This window comes from Ancylobacter polymorphus (assembly GCF_022836935.1).
Classification (GTDB): Bacteria; Pseudomonadota; Alphaproteobacteria; order Rhizobiales; family Xanthobacteraceae; genus Ancylobacter; species Ancylobacter polymorphus_A.
The window spans coordinates 3,723,966-3,741,664 of the sequence record NZ_CP083239.1 but is presented as its reverse complement, the minus strand read 5'-3'; the positions used below and the strand labels follow the sequence as shown (position 1 = coordinate 3,741,664).

Annotated in this window: 17 protein-coding genes; 13 read left to right on the top strand and 4 right to left on the bottom strand. The window is 65.7% G+C overall.

All coding sequences use genetic code 11. From position 1 onward, the window contains the following. Window position 1 precedes the first annotated feature (1 nt). From urtD to K9D25_RS17935, 9 genes are all read left to right on the top strand, one after another. The gene (gene urtD / locus K9D25_RS17975; RefSeq protein WP_244376988.1) at window positions 2-808 is read left to right on the top strand and encodes an urea ABC transporter ATP-binding protein UrtD; all 807 of its coding nucleotides are present in this window, start codon (window positions 2-4) and stop codon (window positions 806-808) included. Between the two features lie 5 nt (window positions 809-813). Next, window positions 814-1,509: an urea ABC transporter ATP-binding subunit UrtE gene (gene urtE / locus K9D25_RS17970; RefSeq protein WP_244376986.1), complete on the top strand. Its 696-nt coding sequence runs from the start codon at window positions 814-816 to the stop codon at window positions 1,507-1,509. Further along, window positions 1,484-2,374 (top strand): urease accessory protein UreD, encoded by an 891-nt coding sequence (locus K9D25_RS17965; protein WP_244376984.1) that lies wholly within the window; start codon window positions 1,484-1,486, stop codon window positions 2,372-2,374. Before urtE ends, K9D25_RS17965 begins: the two co-directional genes overlap by 26 nt. 58 nt (window positions 2,375-2,432) lie before the next feature. Beyond that, the gene (locus K9D25_RS17960; protein WP_244376982.1) at window positions 2,433-3,053 is read left to right on the top strand and encodes an urease subunit gamma; all 621 of its coding nucleotides are present in this window, start codon (window positions 2,433-2,435) and stop codon (window positions 3,051-3,053) included. Window positions 3,054-3,114: 61 nt separating this feature from the next. Next, window positions 3,115-4,827, top strand: coding sequence for an urease subunit alpha (gene ureC, locus K9D25_RS17955; protein WP_244376980.1), 1,713 nt, complete (start codon window positions 3,115-3,117; stop codon window positions 4,825-4,827). A gap of 51 nt (window positions 4,828-4,878) precedes the next feature. Beyond that, window positions 4,879-5,688, top strand: a complete 810-nt coding sequence (locus tag K9D25_RS17950; protein WP_347881454.1) for an urease accessory protein UreE — start codon at window positions 4,879-4,881, stop codon at window positions 5,686-5,688. A 9-nt stretch (window positions 5,689-5,697) separates the two neighbouring features. Then, a complete protein-coding gene (locus tag K9D25_RS17945) occupies window positions 5,698-6,405 on the top strand; it encodes an urease accessory protein UreF (RefSeq protein ID WP_244376978.1) in 708 nt (235 codons plus the stop codon). A 16-nt stretch (window positions 6,406-6,421) separates the two neighbouring features. After that, window positions 6,422-7,075, top strand: coding sequence for an urease accessory protein UreG (ureG, locus tag K9D25_RS17940; protein WP_244376976.1), 654 nt, complete (start codon window positions 6,422-6,424; stop codon window positions 7,073-7,075). 94 nt (window positions 7,076-7,169) lie between these two features. Beyond that, window positions 7,170-8,942, top strand: coding sequence for a glycosyl transferase (locus K9D25_RS17935; RefSeq protein ID WP_244376974.1), 1,773 nt, complete (start codon window positions 7,170-7,172; stop codon window positions 8,940-8,942). Between the two features lie 36 nt (window positions 8,943-8,978). Here K9D25_RS17935 and metC read toward each other — a convergent pair whose 3' ends face one another. Further along, a complete protein-coding gene (gene metC / locus K9D25_RS17930; RefSeq protein ID WP_244376972.1) occupies window positions 8,979-10,169 on the bottom strand; it encodes a cystathionine beta-lyase in 1,191 nt (396 codons plus the stop codon). 284 nt (window positions 10,170-10,453) lie between these two features. Between metC and K9D25_RS17925 the strand changes: the two genes are divergently transcribed. The 4 genes from K9D25_RS17925 (at window position 10,454) to K9D25_RS17910 (ending at window position 14,976) form a co-directional block, all read left to right on the top strand. Continuing rightward, complete coding sequence (locus K9D25_RS17925) at window positions 10,454-11,476, top strand: amino acid ABC transporter substrate-binding protein (protein ID WP_244376970.1); 1,023 nt, start codon at window positions 10,454-10,456, stop codon at window positions 11,474-11,476. A 110-nt stretch (window positions 11,477-11,586) separates the two neighbouring features. After that, window positions 11,587-12,777, top strand: coding sequence for an amino acid ABC transporter permease (locus K9D25_RS17920; protein WP_244376968.1), 1,191 nt, complete (start codon window positions 11,587-11,589; stop codon window positions 12,775-12,777). A gap of 7 nt (window positions 12,778-12,784) precedes the next feature. Then, window positions 12,785-14,161, top strand: coding sequence for an amino acid ABC transporter permease (locus K9D25_RS17915; RefSeq protein ID WP_244376966.1), 1,377 nt, complete (start codon window positions 12,785-12,787; stop codon window positions 14,159-14,161). A 17-nt stretch (window positions 14,162-14,178) separates the two neighbouring features. Further along, on the top strand, window positions 14,179-14,976 hold the full coding sequence (locus K9D25_RS17910; RefSeq protein WP_244376964.1) for an amino acid ABC transporter ATP-binding protein: 798 nt from the start codon (window positions 14,179-14,181) through the stop codon (window positions 14,974-14,976). An 86-nt stretch (window positions 14,977-15,062) separates the two neighbouring features. Here K9D25_RS17910 and sseA read toward each other — a convergent pair whose 3' ends face one another. Genes sseA through K9D25_RS17895 form a run of 3 tightly spaced genes read right to left on the bottom strand, consistent with a single transcriptional unit; the run spans window position 15,063 to window position 17,698 of the window. After that, window positions 15,063-15,926 (bottom strand): 3-mercaptopyruvate sulfurtransferase, encoded by an 864-nt coding sequence (gene sseA / locus K9D25_RS17905; RefSeq protein ID WP_244376962.1) that lies wholly within the window; start codon window positions 15,924-15,926, stop codon window positions 15,063-15,065. 27 nt (window positions 15,927-15,953) lie between these two features. Then, entirely contained in the window at window positions 15,954-16,667 is a 714-nt protein-coding gene (locus tag K9D25_RS17900) for an alanyl-tRNA editing protein (RefSeq protein WP_244376960.1), read from the bottom strand. Next, a complete protein-coding gene (locus K9D25_RS17895; RefSeq protein ID WP_244376959.1) occupies window positions 16,667-17,698 on the bottom strand; it encodes a cysteine synthase A in 1,032 nt (343 codons plus the stop codon). Before K9D25_RS17895 ends, K9D25_RS17900 begins: the two co-directional genes overlap by 1 nt. Window position 17,699: the final 1 nt, after the last annotated feature.

Here is a 17,699-nt window from a genome sequence, read left to right as displayed (position 1 = left end):
CATGACCGACACCGCGACGCTCGAACCCATTGCCGAGGCGGCACCTGCCGCGAAGAAGGAACTGACCGAGGCGCTGCTCTATCTCGACGCCGTCACCGTCACCTTCGATGGCTTCCGCGCGCTCAACGCGCTGTCCTTCACCGTCGATCCCGGCGAGATGCGGGCCGTGATCGGCCCCAATGGCGCCGGCAAAACGACGATGATGGATGTCATCACCGGCAAGACCCGTCCCGATCGGGGCGACGTGTTCTTCAATGGTGGCACCACCGACCTGACCAAGCTGGACGAGACGCAAATCGCTACGCTGGGCATCGGTCGCAAGTTCCAGAAGCCGACCGTGTTCGAGAGCCACACGGTGCTCGACAATCTCCGCCTCGCGCTGAAGGGCCAGCGGCGGGCATTGCCGAACATCTTCCGGCGCGAAAGCGCGGCGGAGCGCGAGCGCATCGACGAGATTTTCGAGACCATCCGTCTCACCGAGCATCGCGACCGCCTCGGCGGGGCGTTGTCGCACGGGCAGAAGCAGTGGCTGGAGATCGGCATGCTGCTGGCGCAGGACCCCAAGCTCCTGCTGGTCGACGAGCCGGTGGCCGGTATGACCGACGCGGAGACCGCCCAGACTGCCGAGCTGCTGCGGGCGATCAACGCCAACGGACATTCGGTCGTTGTGGTCGAGCACGACATGACCTTCGTGCGCGACCTCGGCGTGCGGGTCATGTGCCTGCATGAAGGCTCTGTGCTGGCCGAGGGGACGCTCGATCAGGTGAGCGCCAATGAGCGCGTCATCGAAGTCTATCTGGGGCGCTAGGGCTCATGCTGGAAGTTCAGGACATCAACCTCTTCTACGGCGCGGCGCAGGCCTTGCGCGGCGTCTCGCTCACCGCCGAGCCCGGCAAGGTCACGTGCGTGCTCGGCCGCAATGGCGTCGGCAAGACCAGCCTCATGCGGGCCATTGTCGGGCAGGCGCCCGTCGCCAAGGGCGCAATCCGGTTCAATGGCGAGGACATCACCGCGATGGTGCCGTCCGAGCGGGCGCGGCGGGGCATCGCCTTCGTGCCGCAGGGGCGCGAGATCTTCCCGCTGCTCACCGTGGCGGAAAATCTGCAGACCGGATTCGCGCCCCTGAAGCGTGCCGACCGCTTCATCCCCGATGATGTTTTCTCGCTGTTCCCGGTGCTCGATTCGATGATGCGCCGGCGCGGCGGCGACCTCTCCGGCGGCCAGCAGCAGCAACTGGCCATCGGCCGGGCGCTGACCATGCGGCCCAAGGTGCTGGTGCTGGACGAGCCGACGGAGGGCATCCAGCCCTCGATCATCAAGGATATCGGCAACGCCATCCGCTATCTGCGGTCCAAGGGCGACATGGCCATTGTACTGGTCGAGCAGTATTTCGACTTCGCCAAGGAACTCGCCGACCATTTCATCGTCATGGAGCGTGGCGCTGTGGTGATGTCCGGCGATGGTGCCGCTCTTGAGGATCCCGATGTTCGCAACCGCATTGCCGTCTGACGCCGCCGCCACCATCCCGGTCGAGCGGCGTGGGCAGGGGCGGTTATTGGTCGAAGCGCGGGCGCTGGATGGGCGCACGGTGCGCGGGCGGATCGAGGAGGAGGGTTTCGCGCGCGTGCGTTTTCCGCGCTCCGGCCGGCGCGGTCTTGCCCTGGAAGCGGTGATGATCAATACCGGCGGCGGGCTCGCGGGGGGCGATGCCTCGCAAAGCTGCCTTCATGCTGGGCGAAATGCCCAATTGGTAGTCACCACTCAGGCGGCCGAGAAGATCTACCGCTCCGACGGGGCGACCTCCCACATCGACGTCGAACTCATCGCGGAGACGGGTGCCAGCCTGCATTGGATGCCGCAGGCGACCATCGTGTTCGATGGGGCGCGGGTGGAGCGCTCCATCGCCGCCGAGGTGGCGCCGGATGCGCGCCTGCTGCTGGTCGAGCCGGTCATTCTCGGTCGCACCGCCCGCGGTGAGCGCCTCTCCTATGGCAGCCTGCGGGACCGCTGGCGTATCCGCCGCAGCGGCCGGCTGATTTATGCTGACGGGCTACAGCTGGACGGCGACATCGCCGCCACGCTCGACCGCCGCGCCACCGCCGGCGGCTGGGCCGCTTTCGCCACGCTGCTGCTGGTCGCGCCGGATGCCGAAGCCCGGCTCGATGCCGTGCGCGGCGCGCTCGGCCTTGCTGCGGGAGAGGACGAATTCCTGCCCGCCGAACTGCCCGACGGGCTCGACGCCGGGGCCAGCGCCTGGGACGGCATGCTCTCCGTTCGGCTGCTCGCCCGGGATGGCGCGCCGCTGGAAAGTGCCATACGCCGTGTGCTCGCCGTGCTCGGCGTCGGCGAGGTGCCGCGCATTTGGCATTCCTGATGCAAGTAAGGCGGACTTTTGCCGCGACCATCGCCTTTGCAGAGCCGGAGACGCTTCAATGAACCTCAGCCCGCGCGAGAAGGACAAGCTGCTCGTCGCCATGGCCGCCCTGGTGGCCCGCCGTCGCTTGGAGCGGGGCGTGAAGCTGAACTATCCCGAAGCGGTGGCCCTCATAACCGATGTGGTGGTGGAGGGCGCACGCGACGGCAAGACGGTTGCGGAACTGATGACGCTCGGCACCACGGTGCTGACGGCCGAACAGGTGATGCCGGGCGTCGCCGAAATGATCGTCGAAATCCAGGTCGAAGCGACCTTTCCGGACGGGACCAAGCTTGTCACCGTGCATGAGCCGATTGCCTCCGCCCATGCTGCGGGGGCGCCGGGCGAGATGCTGCTGGATGAGGGCGAGATCGAATTGCTCGCCGGGCGTGACTTCGTCTCCGTCACCGTCGCCAATACGGGCGACCGGCCGATCCAGGTCGGCAGCCACTACCACTTCTTCGAGACCAACCCCGCCCTCGCTTTCGAGCGGGAGAAGGCGCGCGGCATGCGCCTCGCCATCCCCTCCGGCACGGCGGTGCGCTTCGAGCCCGGGCAGAGCCGGGAGGTGACGCTGGTCGCGCTCGCCGGCAAGCGCGAGGTCTACGGCTTCCGCCAGGACGTGATGGGCAAGCTCTGAACCCCGCCCCACGAGATCGCCGCCGCTCGTCTTATCTGACCGCCTGAAACGGATTGCCGCCATGTCCCTGAAGATGTCCCGCGCCTCCTATGCCGAGATGTTCGGCCCGACCACGGGCGACCGGGTGCGCCTCGCCGACACCGCCCTCGTCATCGAGGTGGAGAAGGACCTTACCGTCTATGGCGAGGAGGTGAAGTTCGGCGGCGGCAAGACCATCCGCGACGGCATGGGCCAGTCGCAGGTGATGCGGGCGGAAGGGGCGGTGGACACCGTCATCACCAACGCGCTGATCCTCGACCACTGGGGCATCGTCAAGGCGGATATCGGCATCCGCGACGGCCGGATCTGCGGCATCGGCAAGGCCGGCAACCCGGATATCCAGCCCGGCGTCACCATCGTCATCGGCGCCTCCACCGAGATCATCGCCGGCGAAGGCAAGATCATCACCGCCGGCGGTTTCGATTGTCACATCCACTTCATCTGCCCGCAGCAGATCGAGCACGCGCTGATGAGCGGCGTCACCACCATGCTCGGCGGCGGGACCGGGCCGGCGGCGGGCACCAACGCCACCACCTGCACGCCCGGTCCGTGGCATATCGAAATGATGCTGCGGGCGTTCGACAGCTTCCCGGTCAACCTCGCTTTGTCGGGCAAGGGCAATGCCTCGCTGCCGGGTCCGCTGGTCGAGCAGATTGAGGCCGGCGCCTGTTCGCTGAAACTGCATGAGGACTGGGGCACGACACCGGCGACGATCGACAATTGCCTGTCGGTGGCCGACGACTACGACATCCAGGTGATGATCCACACCGACACGCTCAATGAGAGTGGCTTCGTCGAGGACACCATCGCCGCCTTCAAGGGGCGCACCATCCACGCCTTCCACACTGAGGGCGCCGGCGGTGGCCATGCCCCTGACATCATGAAGGTGGCCGGCCTGCCCAACGTGCTGCCGTCCTCCACCAACCCGACGCGGCCCTTCACCATCAACACGCTCGACGAGCATCTCGACATGCTGATGGTGTGTCACCACCTCGACCCGCTGATCGCCGAGGACCTCGCCTTCGCCGAAAGCCGCATCCGCAAGGAGACCATCGCGGCGGAGGACATCCTGCACGATCTCGGTGCGATCTCGATGATCTCCTCCGACAGCCAGGCCATGGGCCGGCTGGGCGAGGTGATCACCCGCACCTGGCAGACCGCGCACAAGATGAAGCTGCAGCGCGGCCTGCTGCCGGGCGACAGCGAGCGCAATGACAATGAACGCGCCAAGCGCTACATCGCCAAATACACGATCAACCCTGCCATCGCCCACGGCGTCTCGCGCCATATCGGCTCGGTTGAGACTGGCAAGCTGGCCGATCTCGTGGTGTGGACGCCGGCCTTCTTCGGCACCAAGCCGGACATGGTGATCAAGGGCGGCACCATCGTCGCGGCCGTCATGGGCGACCCCAACGCCTCCATCCCCACCCCGCAGCCGGTGCATTACCGGCCGATGTGGGGCGCTTATGGCAAGGCCCGCACCGCGACCTCGCTCACCTTTGTCTCGCAGGCGGCGATGGATTTGAACGTCGCGCATAAGCTTGGCCTGGAGAAGCGGACGGTGGCGGTAGAGAATGTGCGCGGCGGTATTTCCAAGGCGTCGATGATCCACAATTCCGCGACACCGCATCTGGAGATCGACCCGGAAACCTATGAGGTGCGGGCGGATGGCGAATTGCTGACCTGCGCGCCTGCCACCGAGCTGCCCATGGCGCAGCGCTATTTCCTGTTCTAAGGGTTGGGGAAGGACGCCGAGATTGCGCGTCGCCCCCACCGGAGTTGTCCCATGATCCGTGCCCGCACTGTGCTTCCCGCCGGCAGCTGGGATGCCGCCACCGCCGCTGACCGTGTGGTGCTGCCGCATGACGGGCGCTACCGCCGCCGTATCGCCATGCGCGGCGAGGGTGACGTGACCTTCCTGCTCGACCTTGTCGAGGCGACGCGGCTGAAAGACGGAGACGGCCTCTCGCTCGAAGACGGGCGCATCGTGGCGGTGGTCGCGGCCGAGGAGCCGGTGGCGGAGATCGTGGCGCAGGATGCGCATCATCTGGCGCGGCTTGCCTGGCATCTGGGCAACCGCCATGTGCCGGCGGAGCTTCTTGCCGATCGCATCCGCATCGCCCGCGACAGCGTGCTGGAGGAGATGGCGCGTGGCCTTGGCGCGACCGTCGCGGTGGTCGACGCGGCGTTCGAGCCGGAGGGCGGTGCCTATGAAGCCGCCGAGGCGCACGGGCACCACGCCCACGGCCATGACCACCATCACGACCACGCCCATGGCGAGGCCTGCGGCTGCGGCCATGACCATCACGATCATGATCATCACGCTCATGACCACCACGATCATGCGCACCATGATCACGGGCATGCGCATCATGACCACCATGGCCATGATCACCATGGTCATGAGCACGCCCATCACGCGCCCGCTCGAGAGCGCGATGTGCTGCACGTTCAGGACGGCAAGCCGGCCGCGCACGAGCACGGTCCCGATTGCGGTTGCGGCCACGACCATGCGCATGAGCACGGCCATGACCACAAGCATGGCCATGACCATGAACATCATGGCCATGCGCACGGCCACAAGCACGGGCACTAGGGCGCGGGCATGAGCGAGGCACCTGTGGCGCTCTCTGGCGCCTCGCCCGATCTCCTGGCCCTGTTCGTCTGGCTGTCGCCGGCCTATCCCGTGGGGGCATTCGCCTATTCGCACGGGCTCGAATGGGCGGTGGAGACGCAGGAAGTCTCCGATCTCGCCTCACTCACCGGCTGGGTGGACGATCTTCTGCGCCACGGCGGTCCGTTCGCCGATGCTGTTCTGCTGGCGCACGCCTTTGAAGCGGCGCGGGAGAGCAACGATGCGCGGCTGCGCGATGTCCTGGAACTCGCTGCCGCCTTCGCGCCCTCGCGCGAGCGGCAGATGGAAACGCTGAATCAGGGCGAGGCCTTCCTCGCCGCCACCCGCGCCGCGTGGCCGGCGCCGCTGCTGGAGCGGCTGCCGGACCTCTGGGACGGACGCGTCGCCTATCCCACGGCCGTGGGCATCGCTGCGGCAGCGCATGGCCTGCCGCTGGCGGCCACGGTTTCCGCCTTCCTCAGCGCCGTCGCGGCGAATCTCATCTCTGCCGCCGTTAGGCTCGTGCCGCTCGGCCAGACCGACGGCAACCGGGCGCTGGCTGCGACCCTGGCCATCGTCCGCGAGGTTGCCCCGCATGCGGCCGAGATGCCGCTGGATCGCCTCGGCGGGGCGGCGCTCAAATCCGATATCGCGTCGATGCGTCACGAGACGCAGTACACGCGGCTGTTCCGCAGCTGAAGGCGAGGAGACAATCATGGCGAGCGACACGAGCGGCCCGCTCCGGGTCGGCATTGGCGGGCCGGTCGGTTCGGGCAAGACGGCGCTGATGGAGGCGCTATGCCGGACTTTTCGCGAGCGCTACGACCTCGCTGCCATCACCAACGACATCTACACCAAGGAGGACGCGGAAATCCTCACCCGCGCCGGCGCGCTTCCGGCCGAGCGCATCATGGGCGTGGAGACGGGCGGCTGTCCGCACACGGCGATTCGAGAGGATGCTTCCGCCAACCTCGCCGCTATCGCCGAGATGCGCGCACGCTTCCCTCGGCTTGACCTGATCCTCATTGAGTCCGGTGGTGACAACCTCGCCGCAACCTTTTCGCCGGAGCTGGCGGACCTGACGATCTATGTCATCGATGTTTCCGCCGGTGAGAAGATCCCGCGCAAGGGCGGACCCGGCATCACCCGCTCCGATCTCCTCGTCATCAACAAAATGGATCTCGCCCCGCTGGTGGGCGCCTCGCTCGACGTGATGGACCGGGATTCGCGCCGCATGCGGGGGCGCCGCCCCTTCGTGTTCGCCAATGTGCGGGCAGGCGATGGTGTTGCCGAGGTGGCGCGCTTTATCGAGGAAGCGGGTGGGCTCACGGCGACGGCGGGTGCGGGCGGAGAGAAAGTGCCGGCCTGACCTGACCGCACGGTGGCGGACCGGCGGCACTCCCGGATGCGGGGTGGCCGGTCGGTCTGCTAAGGTTTCATCGAGCCGGGAGGGATTCCATTCGATGAAGTCATTTGCTTCGGGCCGCAAGGCACGTTCCGCCCCGCTTTATTCCGCGCGGGGCCCGCGCCTTCCGGATCGCATCGTCGCGTTGTTCGAGGCGTGCTGCCATACCGACCGCCGGGCCTGCCTGTTCCTCGTCGGCCTGTGTCTGGTGGCGCTGCTGCCCGGCCTCTTCTCGATTCCCCCCGTGGACAGGGACGGCGCGCGTTATGCCTTGATCAGCCGCCATATGGCGGAAACGGGTGCGCTGACGGAAACGAGGCTCGGCTGGGAGCCCAAGCGCACGCAGGCGCTTGGGCTGCACTGGATGCAGGCCGGGATGGTCAAGGCTGCGGAGGTTGTCGGCGTTCCCGATGCGCCGACCCGCGTTTGGCTTTATCGCCTGCCGTCTCTGGCGGGGGCCATCGCCGCCGTGCTGCTGACCTTCTGGGCGGCACTGGCCTTCACGCACCGCCGTGGTGCGCTACTGGCCGGCAGCCTGCTGGCCAGCAGCGTTGCCCTTGGTGTCGCCGGGCGGCTCGCTGTGCCGGAAGTGTTCCTGATCGCGGCGGTCGCGGCGATGCTCGGAGCGATGGGCCGGCTCTATCTGGCCGAGCGCCAGCGCGGAGCGGCAGGTGCCTGGCACCAGTCCGCTTATGAGTCGCGCGTCGCGCTGGTCTTCTGGACGGCTCTGGCATTCGGGCTGTTCACCAAGGGGCTGATGACCCCCCTCTACGTTGTGCTGCCGCTGGTGGCGCTGGTAGCGGTGGACCGCTCGGCACTCTTCCTGCGGCGTGCGCGCTCGTATGCCGGGCTGGCTCTCCTCCTGCTGGTCGTCATCGGCTGGGTCGTGTTGCGTCGCTATGGGCCGGCGGAGACACAGCCGGAATTGCTCGCGCGCACGCTGCTGGGGCCGGTGGCGCGGGAGTACCAGGGCTTTACCGGTCTCCCGGGCGTGTATCTGCTGTTGTTCTTCGCCCTGTTCTGGCCGGCGGCGCCGCTGGCTCCCCTCGCGATCCCCATTCTTTGGAAAGCCCGACGCATTGGCACCGTGCGCTTTTTGCTCGCCTGGGTCGTGCCGGTCTGGGTTCTTTTCGAAATCCTGCCGACCAAGGTCCCTGCCTATGTGGCGCCCACGCTGCCGGCTATTGCGATATTGATCGCTCTGGCGGTCGAGCGGGGAGCGCTCGCGATCGGCAATACGCGGCTCACGCGGGTGCTCTGGCTGTGGCCGCTGATCGGAGCGGTGATCGCGGTGGGAGCGCTGCTGGGCATGGCCGTGTTCGATCGCACGACCAGCGTGCTCGCGTGGCCGCTGCTGCTGATGGGCTTCTTCGCGTTGGTGATCGCGGCCGCTTCCGTCCGCGACTATGGCGTGGAGAAAGCCGCGCTGGTCGCCATTGCTGGCATGCTCGTGTCCGGCTTGGGCGTGATGCAGTTGGTGCTTCCGAACATTGAGAGCTTCTGGATGGCGCCGCGCGTGGTGGCCGCGACCGCGCGCGAATCCTGCGGGGCCGATGCAGGCCCGATCGAGGTGGCCATAGCCGGCTATAACGAGCCGAGCTTCGCGCTGCTCCTACCCAATGCGCCGCGCTTTCTTGACGGGGCGGCGGCCGCGGACTTCCTCAAGGCCGGCGGCACCTGCCGGGTCGCCTTCGTGGAAAAGCGGCAGGAGCCGCGCTTTGCCCGCCGGGCGGAGGCCATCGGTTTGCGCATCCAGCGTGGGGCGGATCTGCGCGGCTTCGACTATAACGGGCTGCGCGAGGTGCGGCTGGCGCCTTATCGTCCGGGCTGACGGCAAGTCGCCGCCCGCCCGGACGTGTCGGTGCGTTCAGAGCGCCGCCGCGAGGGCCGCGAAGCCGGAATCGAGGTCGGCGATGAGATCGGCGGGGTCTTCAAGGCCGATCTGCAGGCGGATCGCCGGGCCGCCCGGATTCCAGCGGGTCGCGCTACGATAGGCGCTGCAGTCGAACGGTATGGCGAGGCTCTCATAGCCGCCCCAGCTGTAGCCGAGGCCAAAAAGCGCCAGGCTGTCGAGGAAGGCGTCGACGGCCGGCTTCGGCACCGGTTCGAGGATGATGCTGAACAGACCCGACGCGCCCTTGAAGTCGCGCTTCCACAAGGCGTGGCCGGGGTGCTCAGGCAGACCCGGATGCAGAACCCGTCGCACTTCCGGCCGCGACGAGAGCCAGCGTGCCACCGCGAGCGCTGATTGCTGGTGGCGTTCGAGCCGTATCGCCATGGTGCGCAGGCCGCGCGACGCGAGGAAGGCATCCTCCGGCGCGACGGTGATGCCGAGGTCGCCATGGGTCGCGAGGATGCGGCGGAAGGTGCGCCCATTGGCCGAAATGGTGCCGATATTCAGGTCGGAATGGCCGCTGAGATATTTCGTGCCGGCCTGAATGGACACATCCACGCCGAAATCATGCGGGCGGAAAAACAGCGGCGTTGCCCACGTATTGTCCATCAGCGTCGTGATATCGCGCGCGGAGGCGGCAGCGACGATGGCGGGTATGTCCTGGATCTCGAAGGATTGTGAGCCGGGGGATTCGAGGAAGATGGCGCGGGTGTGGGGGCGGATAAGGCTGGCGATGTCGTCGGCGATCAGCGGGTCATAATAGGTGGTTTCCATCCCGTAGCGCGTCAGCACCTCATCGCAGATGCGGCGGGTCGGCTGATAGGCGCTGTCGACCATCAGCAGATGGTCCCCCGCCTTCAGGACTGACAGAAGGGCGATGCTGACGGCGGAAAGGCCGGACGGCGTCAGCACCACGCCGGCGCCGCCTTCGAGGCGAGTCAGGGCGGATTCCAGGCTCTCGACCGTGGGGTTACCGCGCCGGCCATAGGTATAGCGGCCAGTATGGCCCTCAAGGTCCGCGACGCTGGGCGAGAGAACGGTCGAGCCTCGGACGATGGGGGTGTTCACGAAGCCGTCATGGCGAAACGGATCGCGTCCGGCGAGGACGAGTTCGGTCTCCACGGAGAGATTGCCGGGGAGTGTGGTTTTTGCCTTGTTCGCCATGGTTGTAGCCTGCTGAAGCGAGAATATCGAAGGTCGCATAGGGAAGGGAGGGGTGGTGCGCCGTCAAGCGCTTGACCGGGCCTGATTGCGGCGCTCTGATGACGCTGCGTTCGCTGCAATGGTGCCCGAGGGGGTCTTCTGGGCACTATAAGACGAAGGACGCAGGCATGACACGTTGCCGGAAGTCCTCCGCGGCATGCGAATTGCCTTTTCTGTCGCCCGTTCCGTTCCGCAGCGTTGCGGCGGAAACGTCAGCTCCAATCCGAATGAAGAAGGCTGCCATCATGAAACGCCTCCTCTCCACATTCGCCCTTGCGGGTGCCATGGGCCTTTGCGCCTTCGGTGCGCAGGCGGCCACCAAGCTTGAGCAGGTGAAGTCGAAGGGCTTTGTCCAGTGCGGCGTCAGCCAGGGCCTGCCCGGCTTCTCCAACCCCAATGACAAGGGTGAGTGGAGCGGCCTCGATGTGGAATTCTGCCGTGCGGTTGCGGCTGCCATCTTCGGCGACGCCACCAAGGTGAAGTTCACGCCGCTCTCGGCCAAGGACCGCTTTACCGCACTGCAGTCCGGCGACATCGACATCCTGTCGCGCAACACGACCTGGACCATCACCCGCGACACGTCGCTGGGCCTGAACTTCACCGGCGTCACCTATTATGACGGCCAGGGCTTCATGATCCGTAAGGACAAGAAGGTGAATTCGGCGCTCGAACTCTCCGGCGCCTCGGTCTGCACGCAGACCGGCACCACGACCGAGCAGAACCTCGCCGACTATTTCCGCGCCAACAACATGACCTATGAGGTCATCGCCTTCGCCACCAATGACGAAGTGGTCAAGGCCTACGACGCCGGGCGCTGCGACGTGCTCACCACCGACCGTTCGGGTCTGGCCGGTGAACGCCTCAAGCTGACGAATCCCGACGACCACGTGGTGCTGCCCGAGATCATCTCCAAGGAGCCGCTCGGTCCGGTGGTCGCTCATGGCGATGACCAGTGGTTCGATATCGTGAAGTGGGTGCTGTTCGCCCAGCTCAACGCCGAAGAACTCGGCGTCAACTCCAAGAACGTCGACGACCAGCTCAAGAACGCCACCAACCCGGAGATCAAGCGTCTGCTCGGCACCGAGGGCAAGTATGGCGAGGGCATGGGCATCGGCAATGATTGGGGCTACCTGATCATTAAGAATGTCGGCAACTACGCCGAGATGTATGACCGCACCGTCGGTCCCGACACGCCCCTGAAGCTCACTCGCGGCCTCAATGCGCTGTGGAACAAGGGTGGCATCCAGTACGCCCCGCCGATCCGCTGACACATCGACATAAGGAGGCTCCCGCGCGTCGGGAGCCTCCCCGCTCCGGAGAAGCTGGCAAAAGTCCGGCACCGGAACATTTCGGGCCTCGATCCGAGGCGAGGGGGACTATGACGGATTTGGCTGGGCCCGCCGGCGGGCACGAGAAGACTTCATTCATCAACGACCCGAAGGTCCGCAGCATCGGCCTTCAGCTTGTGGCCCTGATCGTGGTCATTTTTCTCGGCTGGAGCTTCGCCGAGAACGCGCGCGACAACCTCGCGGCGCAGAAGATCGCCACCGGATTTGGCTTTCTGGACAACACGGCCGGCTTCGGCATCAACCAGACGCTGATCCCCTATTCCGAAACATCGACCTATGGCCGCGCCTTCATTGTCGGCCTGCTGAACACCATTCTGGTCGCGGTGGTCGGCATTTTCCTCGCTACGATTATCGGCTTTCTGGTCGGCATAGGCCGCCTGTCGAAGAACTTCATGGTGCGCACGATTTCGACCGTCTATGTCGAGGTGCTGCGCAACCTGCCGCCGTTGTTCCAAATTCTGTTCTGGTACCTGGCCGTTCTGAGCGCGATGCCCGGGCCGCGCAACAGCATCAGCGTCTTTGGCGAAGTCTTCATATCAAATCGTGGCATCATCATTCCGCGCCCGCTGTTCGGTGAGGGCGCTGGCATCGTCGTCTGGGCGATCGGCCTCGCCATCCTCGGCGTCATCCTGTTTCGCCACTGGGCTACGAGCCGGCAGGAGGAGACGGGGCGCCGGCTGCCTGTGTTGTGGGTCTCGCTAGGCCTGCTCATCGGTCTGCCGCTGGTTGCGATGATCGCGACCGGTTTCCCCATCAGCTTCGAGGTGCCCGAACTCAAGGGATTCAATTTCGTCGGCGGCGTGCGGGTGATTCCGGAATTCGTCGCCCTCACGCTCGCGCTGGCCACCTATACGGCGGCCTTTATTGCCGAGAATGTGCGCGCCGGTATCCAGTCGGTGAGCCATGGGCAGACGGAGGCGGCGCATTCGCTCGGCCTGCGCCATGGACAGACGCTGCGTCTGGTGGTCATTCCCCAGGCCATGCGGGTGATCATTCCCCCGCTGACCAGCCAGTATTTGAACCTCACCAAGAACTCGTCGCTTGCCGTCGGCATCGGCTATCCCGATCTCGTTGCGGTATTCGCCGGCACGTCGCTCAACCAGACGGGTCAGGCGATCGAGATCATCGCCATAACCATGGGCGTCTATCTCCTGCTCTCGATCATCACTGCGATCATCATGAACGCCTACAACAAGCGCGTCGCGCTGGTGGAACGGTGAGCCGGCCATGAGCATGACCTTCGACGACGGAACTTTCATCCGCAACGAGATGGCGCCGGTCCTTCCGCCGCCCAAGCTGCGCATCGGCCCGGTGGCCTGGATGCGGGAGAACCTGTTCTCCGGCATCTTCAATACTCTGCTGACCCTTCTCGGCATCCTGCTGGTGATTGCGGTGGTGCCGCCCTTTGTCCGCTTCATGTTCATCGACGCGGTGTGGACCGGCGAGAACCGCGAGGCCTGCCTCGGCCCCGATGTCGGGGCCTGCTGGCCGTTCATCCACGCCAAGTTCGGCCAGCTGATCTACGGTTTCTACCCGATCGACGAGCGCTGGCGTGTGGACATCGTCTTCGCCCTCGGCGCGGTGCTGCTGGTGCCTCTTCTCGTGCCGAGCTTCCCGTTCAAGCGGACGGGCTCGTTCCTCTTCTTCGTTGTCTATCCCGTGGTGGCCTTCGTGCTGTTGACCGGCGGCAACATCAACGCTTCGGCTTTCCTGCTGGAGCGCTTCGGCCTGATCCGCCCGTTTGTCGGTGACGCGCAACTGGGGGGCATCAACCTCGCCTTCTGGGTCGACTTCTTGCTGACGACCCTGCTGTTTATGGCGGCCATCGGCGGGTTTATCGCACTGTTGGGGGGGGATGGCCGTTCCGCCGCGCGCACCACCCTGTTCGTGTTTCTGGCGCTCGGCGCGGTCATCTTCTGCTGGGATGTCGATGTCGGGCTTAGCTATGTCGAGACGCGGCAGTGGGGCGGGCTGCTGGTGACGCTGGTGATCGCGGTCACCGGGATTGTCGCCTCCCTGCCGCTCGGCATTCTGCTCGCGCTTGGCAGGCGCTCGCAAATGCCGGTGGTTCGACTGCTCTCGGTGATCTTCATCGAGTTCTGGCGCGGCGTGCCGCTGATCACGGTGCTGTTCTTCGCCACCTACATGCTGCCGCTGTTCCTGCCCCAGGGCACGAACCCGGACGCCTTGCTGCGGGCGCTCGTCGGCGTCGCTCTGTTCTCGGCTGCCTATATGGCGGAGGTGGTGCGCGGCGGCCTGCAGGCCATCCCCAAGGGCCAGTATGAGGGAGCGATGGCGGTCGGGCTGACCTGGAGCCAGATGATGCGCCTCATCATCCTGCCGCAGGCGCTGACCCTGGTCATTCCCGGCATCGTGAACAGCTTCATCAGCCTGTTCAAGGACACGACGCTGGTGCTGATCGTCTCGATCTTCGACTTCCTTGGCCAGCTGCGTGCCGCCTTCACCGACCCCAACTGGGCGACGCCGGTGACGCTCTATACGGGCTTCGCCTTTGCCGGCGTGGTCTATTTCTTCTTCTGCTTCGGCATGTCACGCTACTCGCTCTTCGTGGAGCGGCGGCTCAACACCTCCCACCGGCATTGAGAAACGGAGAAACCAATATGAGTGAACTTCATTCGACCGTTTCCCCTGACCAACTCCCCGCCGTCCATACGCGCCCGGGACGGGAGGTCGCCGTCGATCTCGTCGGCGTGCATAAATGGTATGGCGAGTTCCATGTGCTGAAGGACATCAATCTCAGGGTGCATCGCGGCGAGCGCATCGTCATTTGCGGGCCGTCGGGCTCGGGCAAGTCCACCATGATCCGCTGCATCAACCGGCTGGAGGAGCACCAGCAGGGCTCGATCATCGTCGATGGCATCGAACTGACCAACGACCTCAAGCGCATCGACGAGATCCGCCGCGAGGTCGGCATGTGCTTCCAGCACTTCAACCTGTTCCCGCATCTCACCATTCTGGAAAACCTGACGCTGGCGCCGATCTGGGTCCGCAAGATGCCCAAGAAGGATGCCGACGAACTGGCGATGCACTTCCTGCGCAAGGTCAAAATCCCGGAGCAGGCGAACAAATATCCCGGCCAGCTTTCCGGCGGCCAGCAGCAGCGCGTCGCCATCGCCCGTGCGCTGTGCATGAAGCCCAAGATCATGCTGTTCGACGAGCCGACCTCGGCGCTCGACCCGGAAATGGTCAAGGAAGTGCTGGAGACCATGGTGAGCCTCGCCGAAGAGGGCATGACCATGCTGTGCGTGACCCACGAGATGGGCTTCGCCCGCCAGGTGGCCAACCGGGTGATCTTCATGGATGCCGGGCAGATCATCGAGATGAACGAGCCGGAAGCGTTCTTCTCCAACCCGCAGCATGAGCGCACCAAGCTGTTCCTCAGCCAGATCCTGCACTGAACGAGCGGGCGAAACAGAAACGGCCGGAGCGCTCGGGCGCTCCGGCCGTTTTTCATTGGGGCAAAGCTACAGCTGCCGGTGCCTGCTCAGTCCGCCGGTCCTGTCGCCACCGGTTTGTCGGAGGCGCCCCACTCGGTCCACGAGCCGTCATATAGCGCGACCGGTGGTGTTCCGATCGTGTCCAGTGCCAGCCACAATATGGCGGCGGTGACGCCGGAGCCGCAGCTGGTGATGACGGGCTGGGAGAGGTCGATGCCTGCTTCCTTCACCGCCTGGCGGATGGTAGCGGCATCGACAAGCCGGCCATCCTTCACCACCTCGGACACGGGCAGGTTGCGCGCGCCGGGAATGTGCCCCGGACGGACACCGGCGCGCGGTTCCGGCGCCTCGCCGCGGAAGCGTTCCGCCGCGCGCGCATCGAGCACCTGTGCACTGCGGTCAGCAAGCCGGGCGGCGACATCGTCGAGCGAGGCTACCCAGTTCGTGTCCAGCTTCGCGTCGAAACGGGCGGGAAGATAAGGGGCCTCGCCTGCCTCGGTCGGGCGGCCTTCGGTCAGCCATTTGGGGAAGCCGCCATCGAGAATGGCCACATCAACCGCGCCGAAGGCCCGCAGGGTCCACCAGACGCGCGGCGCCGAGAACAGGCCCTGCGTGTCATAGACGACGATCTTCATCTGCCGGCCGATGCCGAGCGATTCCATCGCCGCCCGGAACAAAGTCTCGGAGGGCAACATGTGCGGCAGCGGGCTCGTCAGGTCCGAAATGCCGTCAATGTCGAAGAACACCGCGCCCGGAATATGCGCCTTGAGATATTCCTCGCGTGCCTTCCGGCCGCTCGCCGGCATGTGCCAGGAGCCATCCACCACGACCAGGTTGGGCGCCCCTAGATGGGCGGCGAGCCATTCCGTGGAAACGAAGCGGCTGACATCAGGCAGATCGGATTCGGGCATAGGGTACTCCGGAACCGCGCGCGGACATCAAGCCCAGGCCAGCCGCACGCGGCGGTTCTGCTGGCCCTTCTTTTCGATCTTGGTCACCTGCACGGCGCCGATCTCGTTGAGGCTGCGAACATGTGTGCCGCCGCAAGGCTGCAGGTCGATCCCCTCGATCTCGACCAGGCGGACCTTGCCGCTTCCCAGGGGCGGCTTGACCGACATGGTCTTCACCAGCCCGGGATTGGCGAGCAATTCGTCGTCCGAGATCCAGCGTTCGGTCACTCTGGCGCCGGTGGCGATCATTTCCGCCAGCTTGGCGGTGATGGCGTCCTTGTCGAGGCCGGCATCGGGAATGTCGAAATCGAGGCGGCTCTCTTCCTCACCGATCGACCCGCCGGTGACGGGAAAGGGCAGGGCGACGGAGAGCAGATGCAGCGCGGTGTGCATGCGCATCCGCTTGTGGCGGGTCGGCCAATCCAGCCGCAACGTCACGGCCTCGCCCAGTTCGGGCAATTCGGCTGCGGGGGCCGGGACATGGATCACGTCGACCTTGGAAGGGCCGTAGACCGCCGTCTCAATGCAAATCTCGCTGCCATCCGCGCGGATTAGGGCGCCGCGATCCCCCGGCTGGCCGCCGGCACTGGCGTAGAACACCGTACGGTCTACTACGATGCCTCCCTCCGGCGTCAGCGCGGTGACGACGGCGGAGGTTTCGGTCTGGTAGGCGTCGTCGCGAAAGAGCAGAAGCGTTGCCATCACACCAGTACATTGGGAACGTCGACGCTGCGCTCGAGCCAGCCCGGCACGGGCAGGCCCTTCTCGCGCAGGAAGTCGGGATTGAAGAGCTTCGACTGATAACGGGTGCCGAAGTCGCAAAGAATGGTGACGATGGTGTGGCCCGGCCCGAGCTCCTTCGCCAGCCGGATCGCGCCGGCGATGTTGATGCCGGAGGAGCCGCCAAGGCAAAGACCCTCATGCTCCAGCAGGTCGAACACGATCTCAACCGCCTCCGCGTCGCCGATCTGATAGGCGCAGTCGATCGGCGCACCCTCCAGATTGGCGGTGATGCGGCCCTGGCCTATGCCTTCGGTGATCGACGAACCTTCGGCCTTCAATTCTCCTGTGGTGTAATAGCTGTAGAGCGCTGCGCCGAAGGGATCGGCAAGGCCGATCCGGATCGCCGGGTTGCGCGCCTTGAGCGCGATGCCGGTGCCCGCCAGCGTGCCGCCGGTGCCGACGGCGCAGACGAAACCGTCGACCTTGCCATTGGTCTGCGCCCAGATTTCCGGTCCCGTGGTTTCGATATGGGCGAGGCGGTTCGCGACATTGTCGAACTGGTTGGCCCAGACCGCGCCATTCGGCTCGGTTGCCGCCAGCGCCTCAGCGAGCCGGCCGGACACTTTCACATAGTTGTTCGGGTTGGCGTAGGCGACGGCCGGCACTTCCACGAGCGTGGCGCCGGCGAGGCGGAGCATGTCCTTCTTTTCCTGGCTCTGCGTCTCGGGAATGACGATCACTGAGCGGAAGCCAAGCGCGTTGCCCACGAGCGCGAGGCCGATGCCGGTATTGCCCGCCGTGCCTTCGACAATGACACCGCCGGGGCGAAGCTGGCCGCGCGCCACGGCGTCCTGAATGATGAACAGGGCCGCGCGGTCCTTCACCGATTGACCGGGATTGAGGAACTCGGCTTTCCCGAGGATGGTGCAGCCGGTGGCCTCGGAAGCGCGCTTGAGCTTGATGAGCGGCGTGTTGCCGATCGCCTCGACGAGACCGTTGCGGATTTCCATG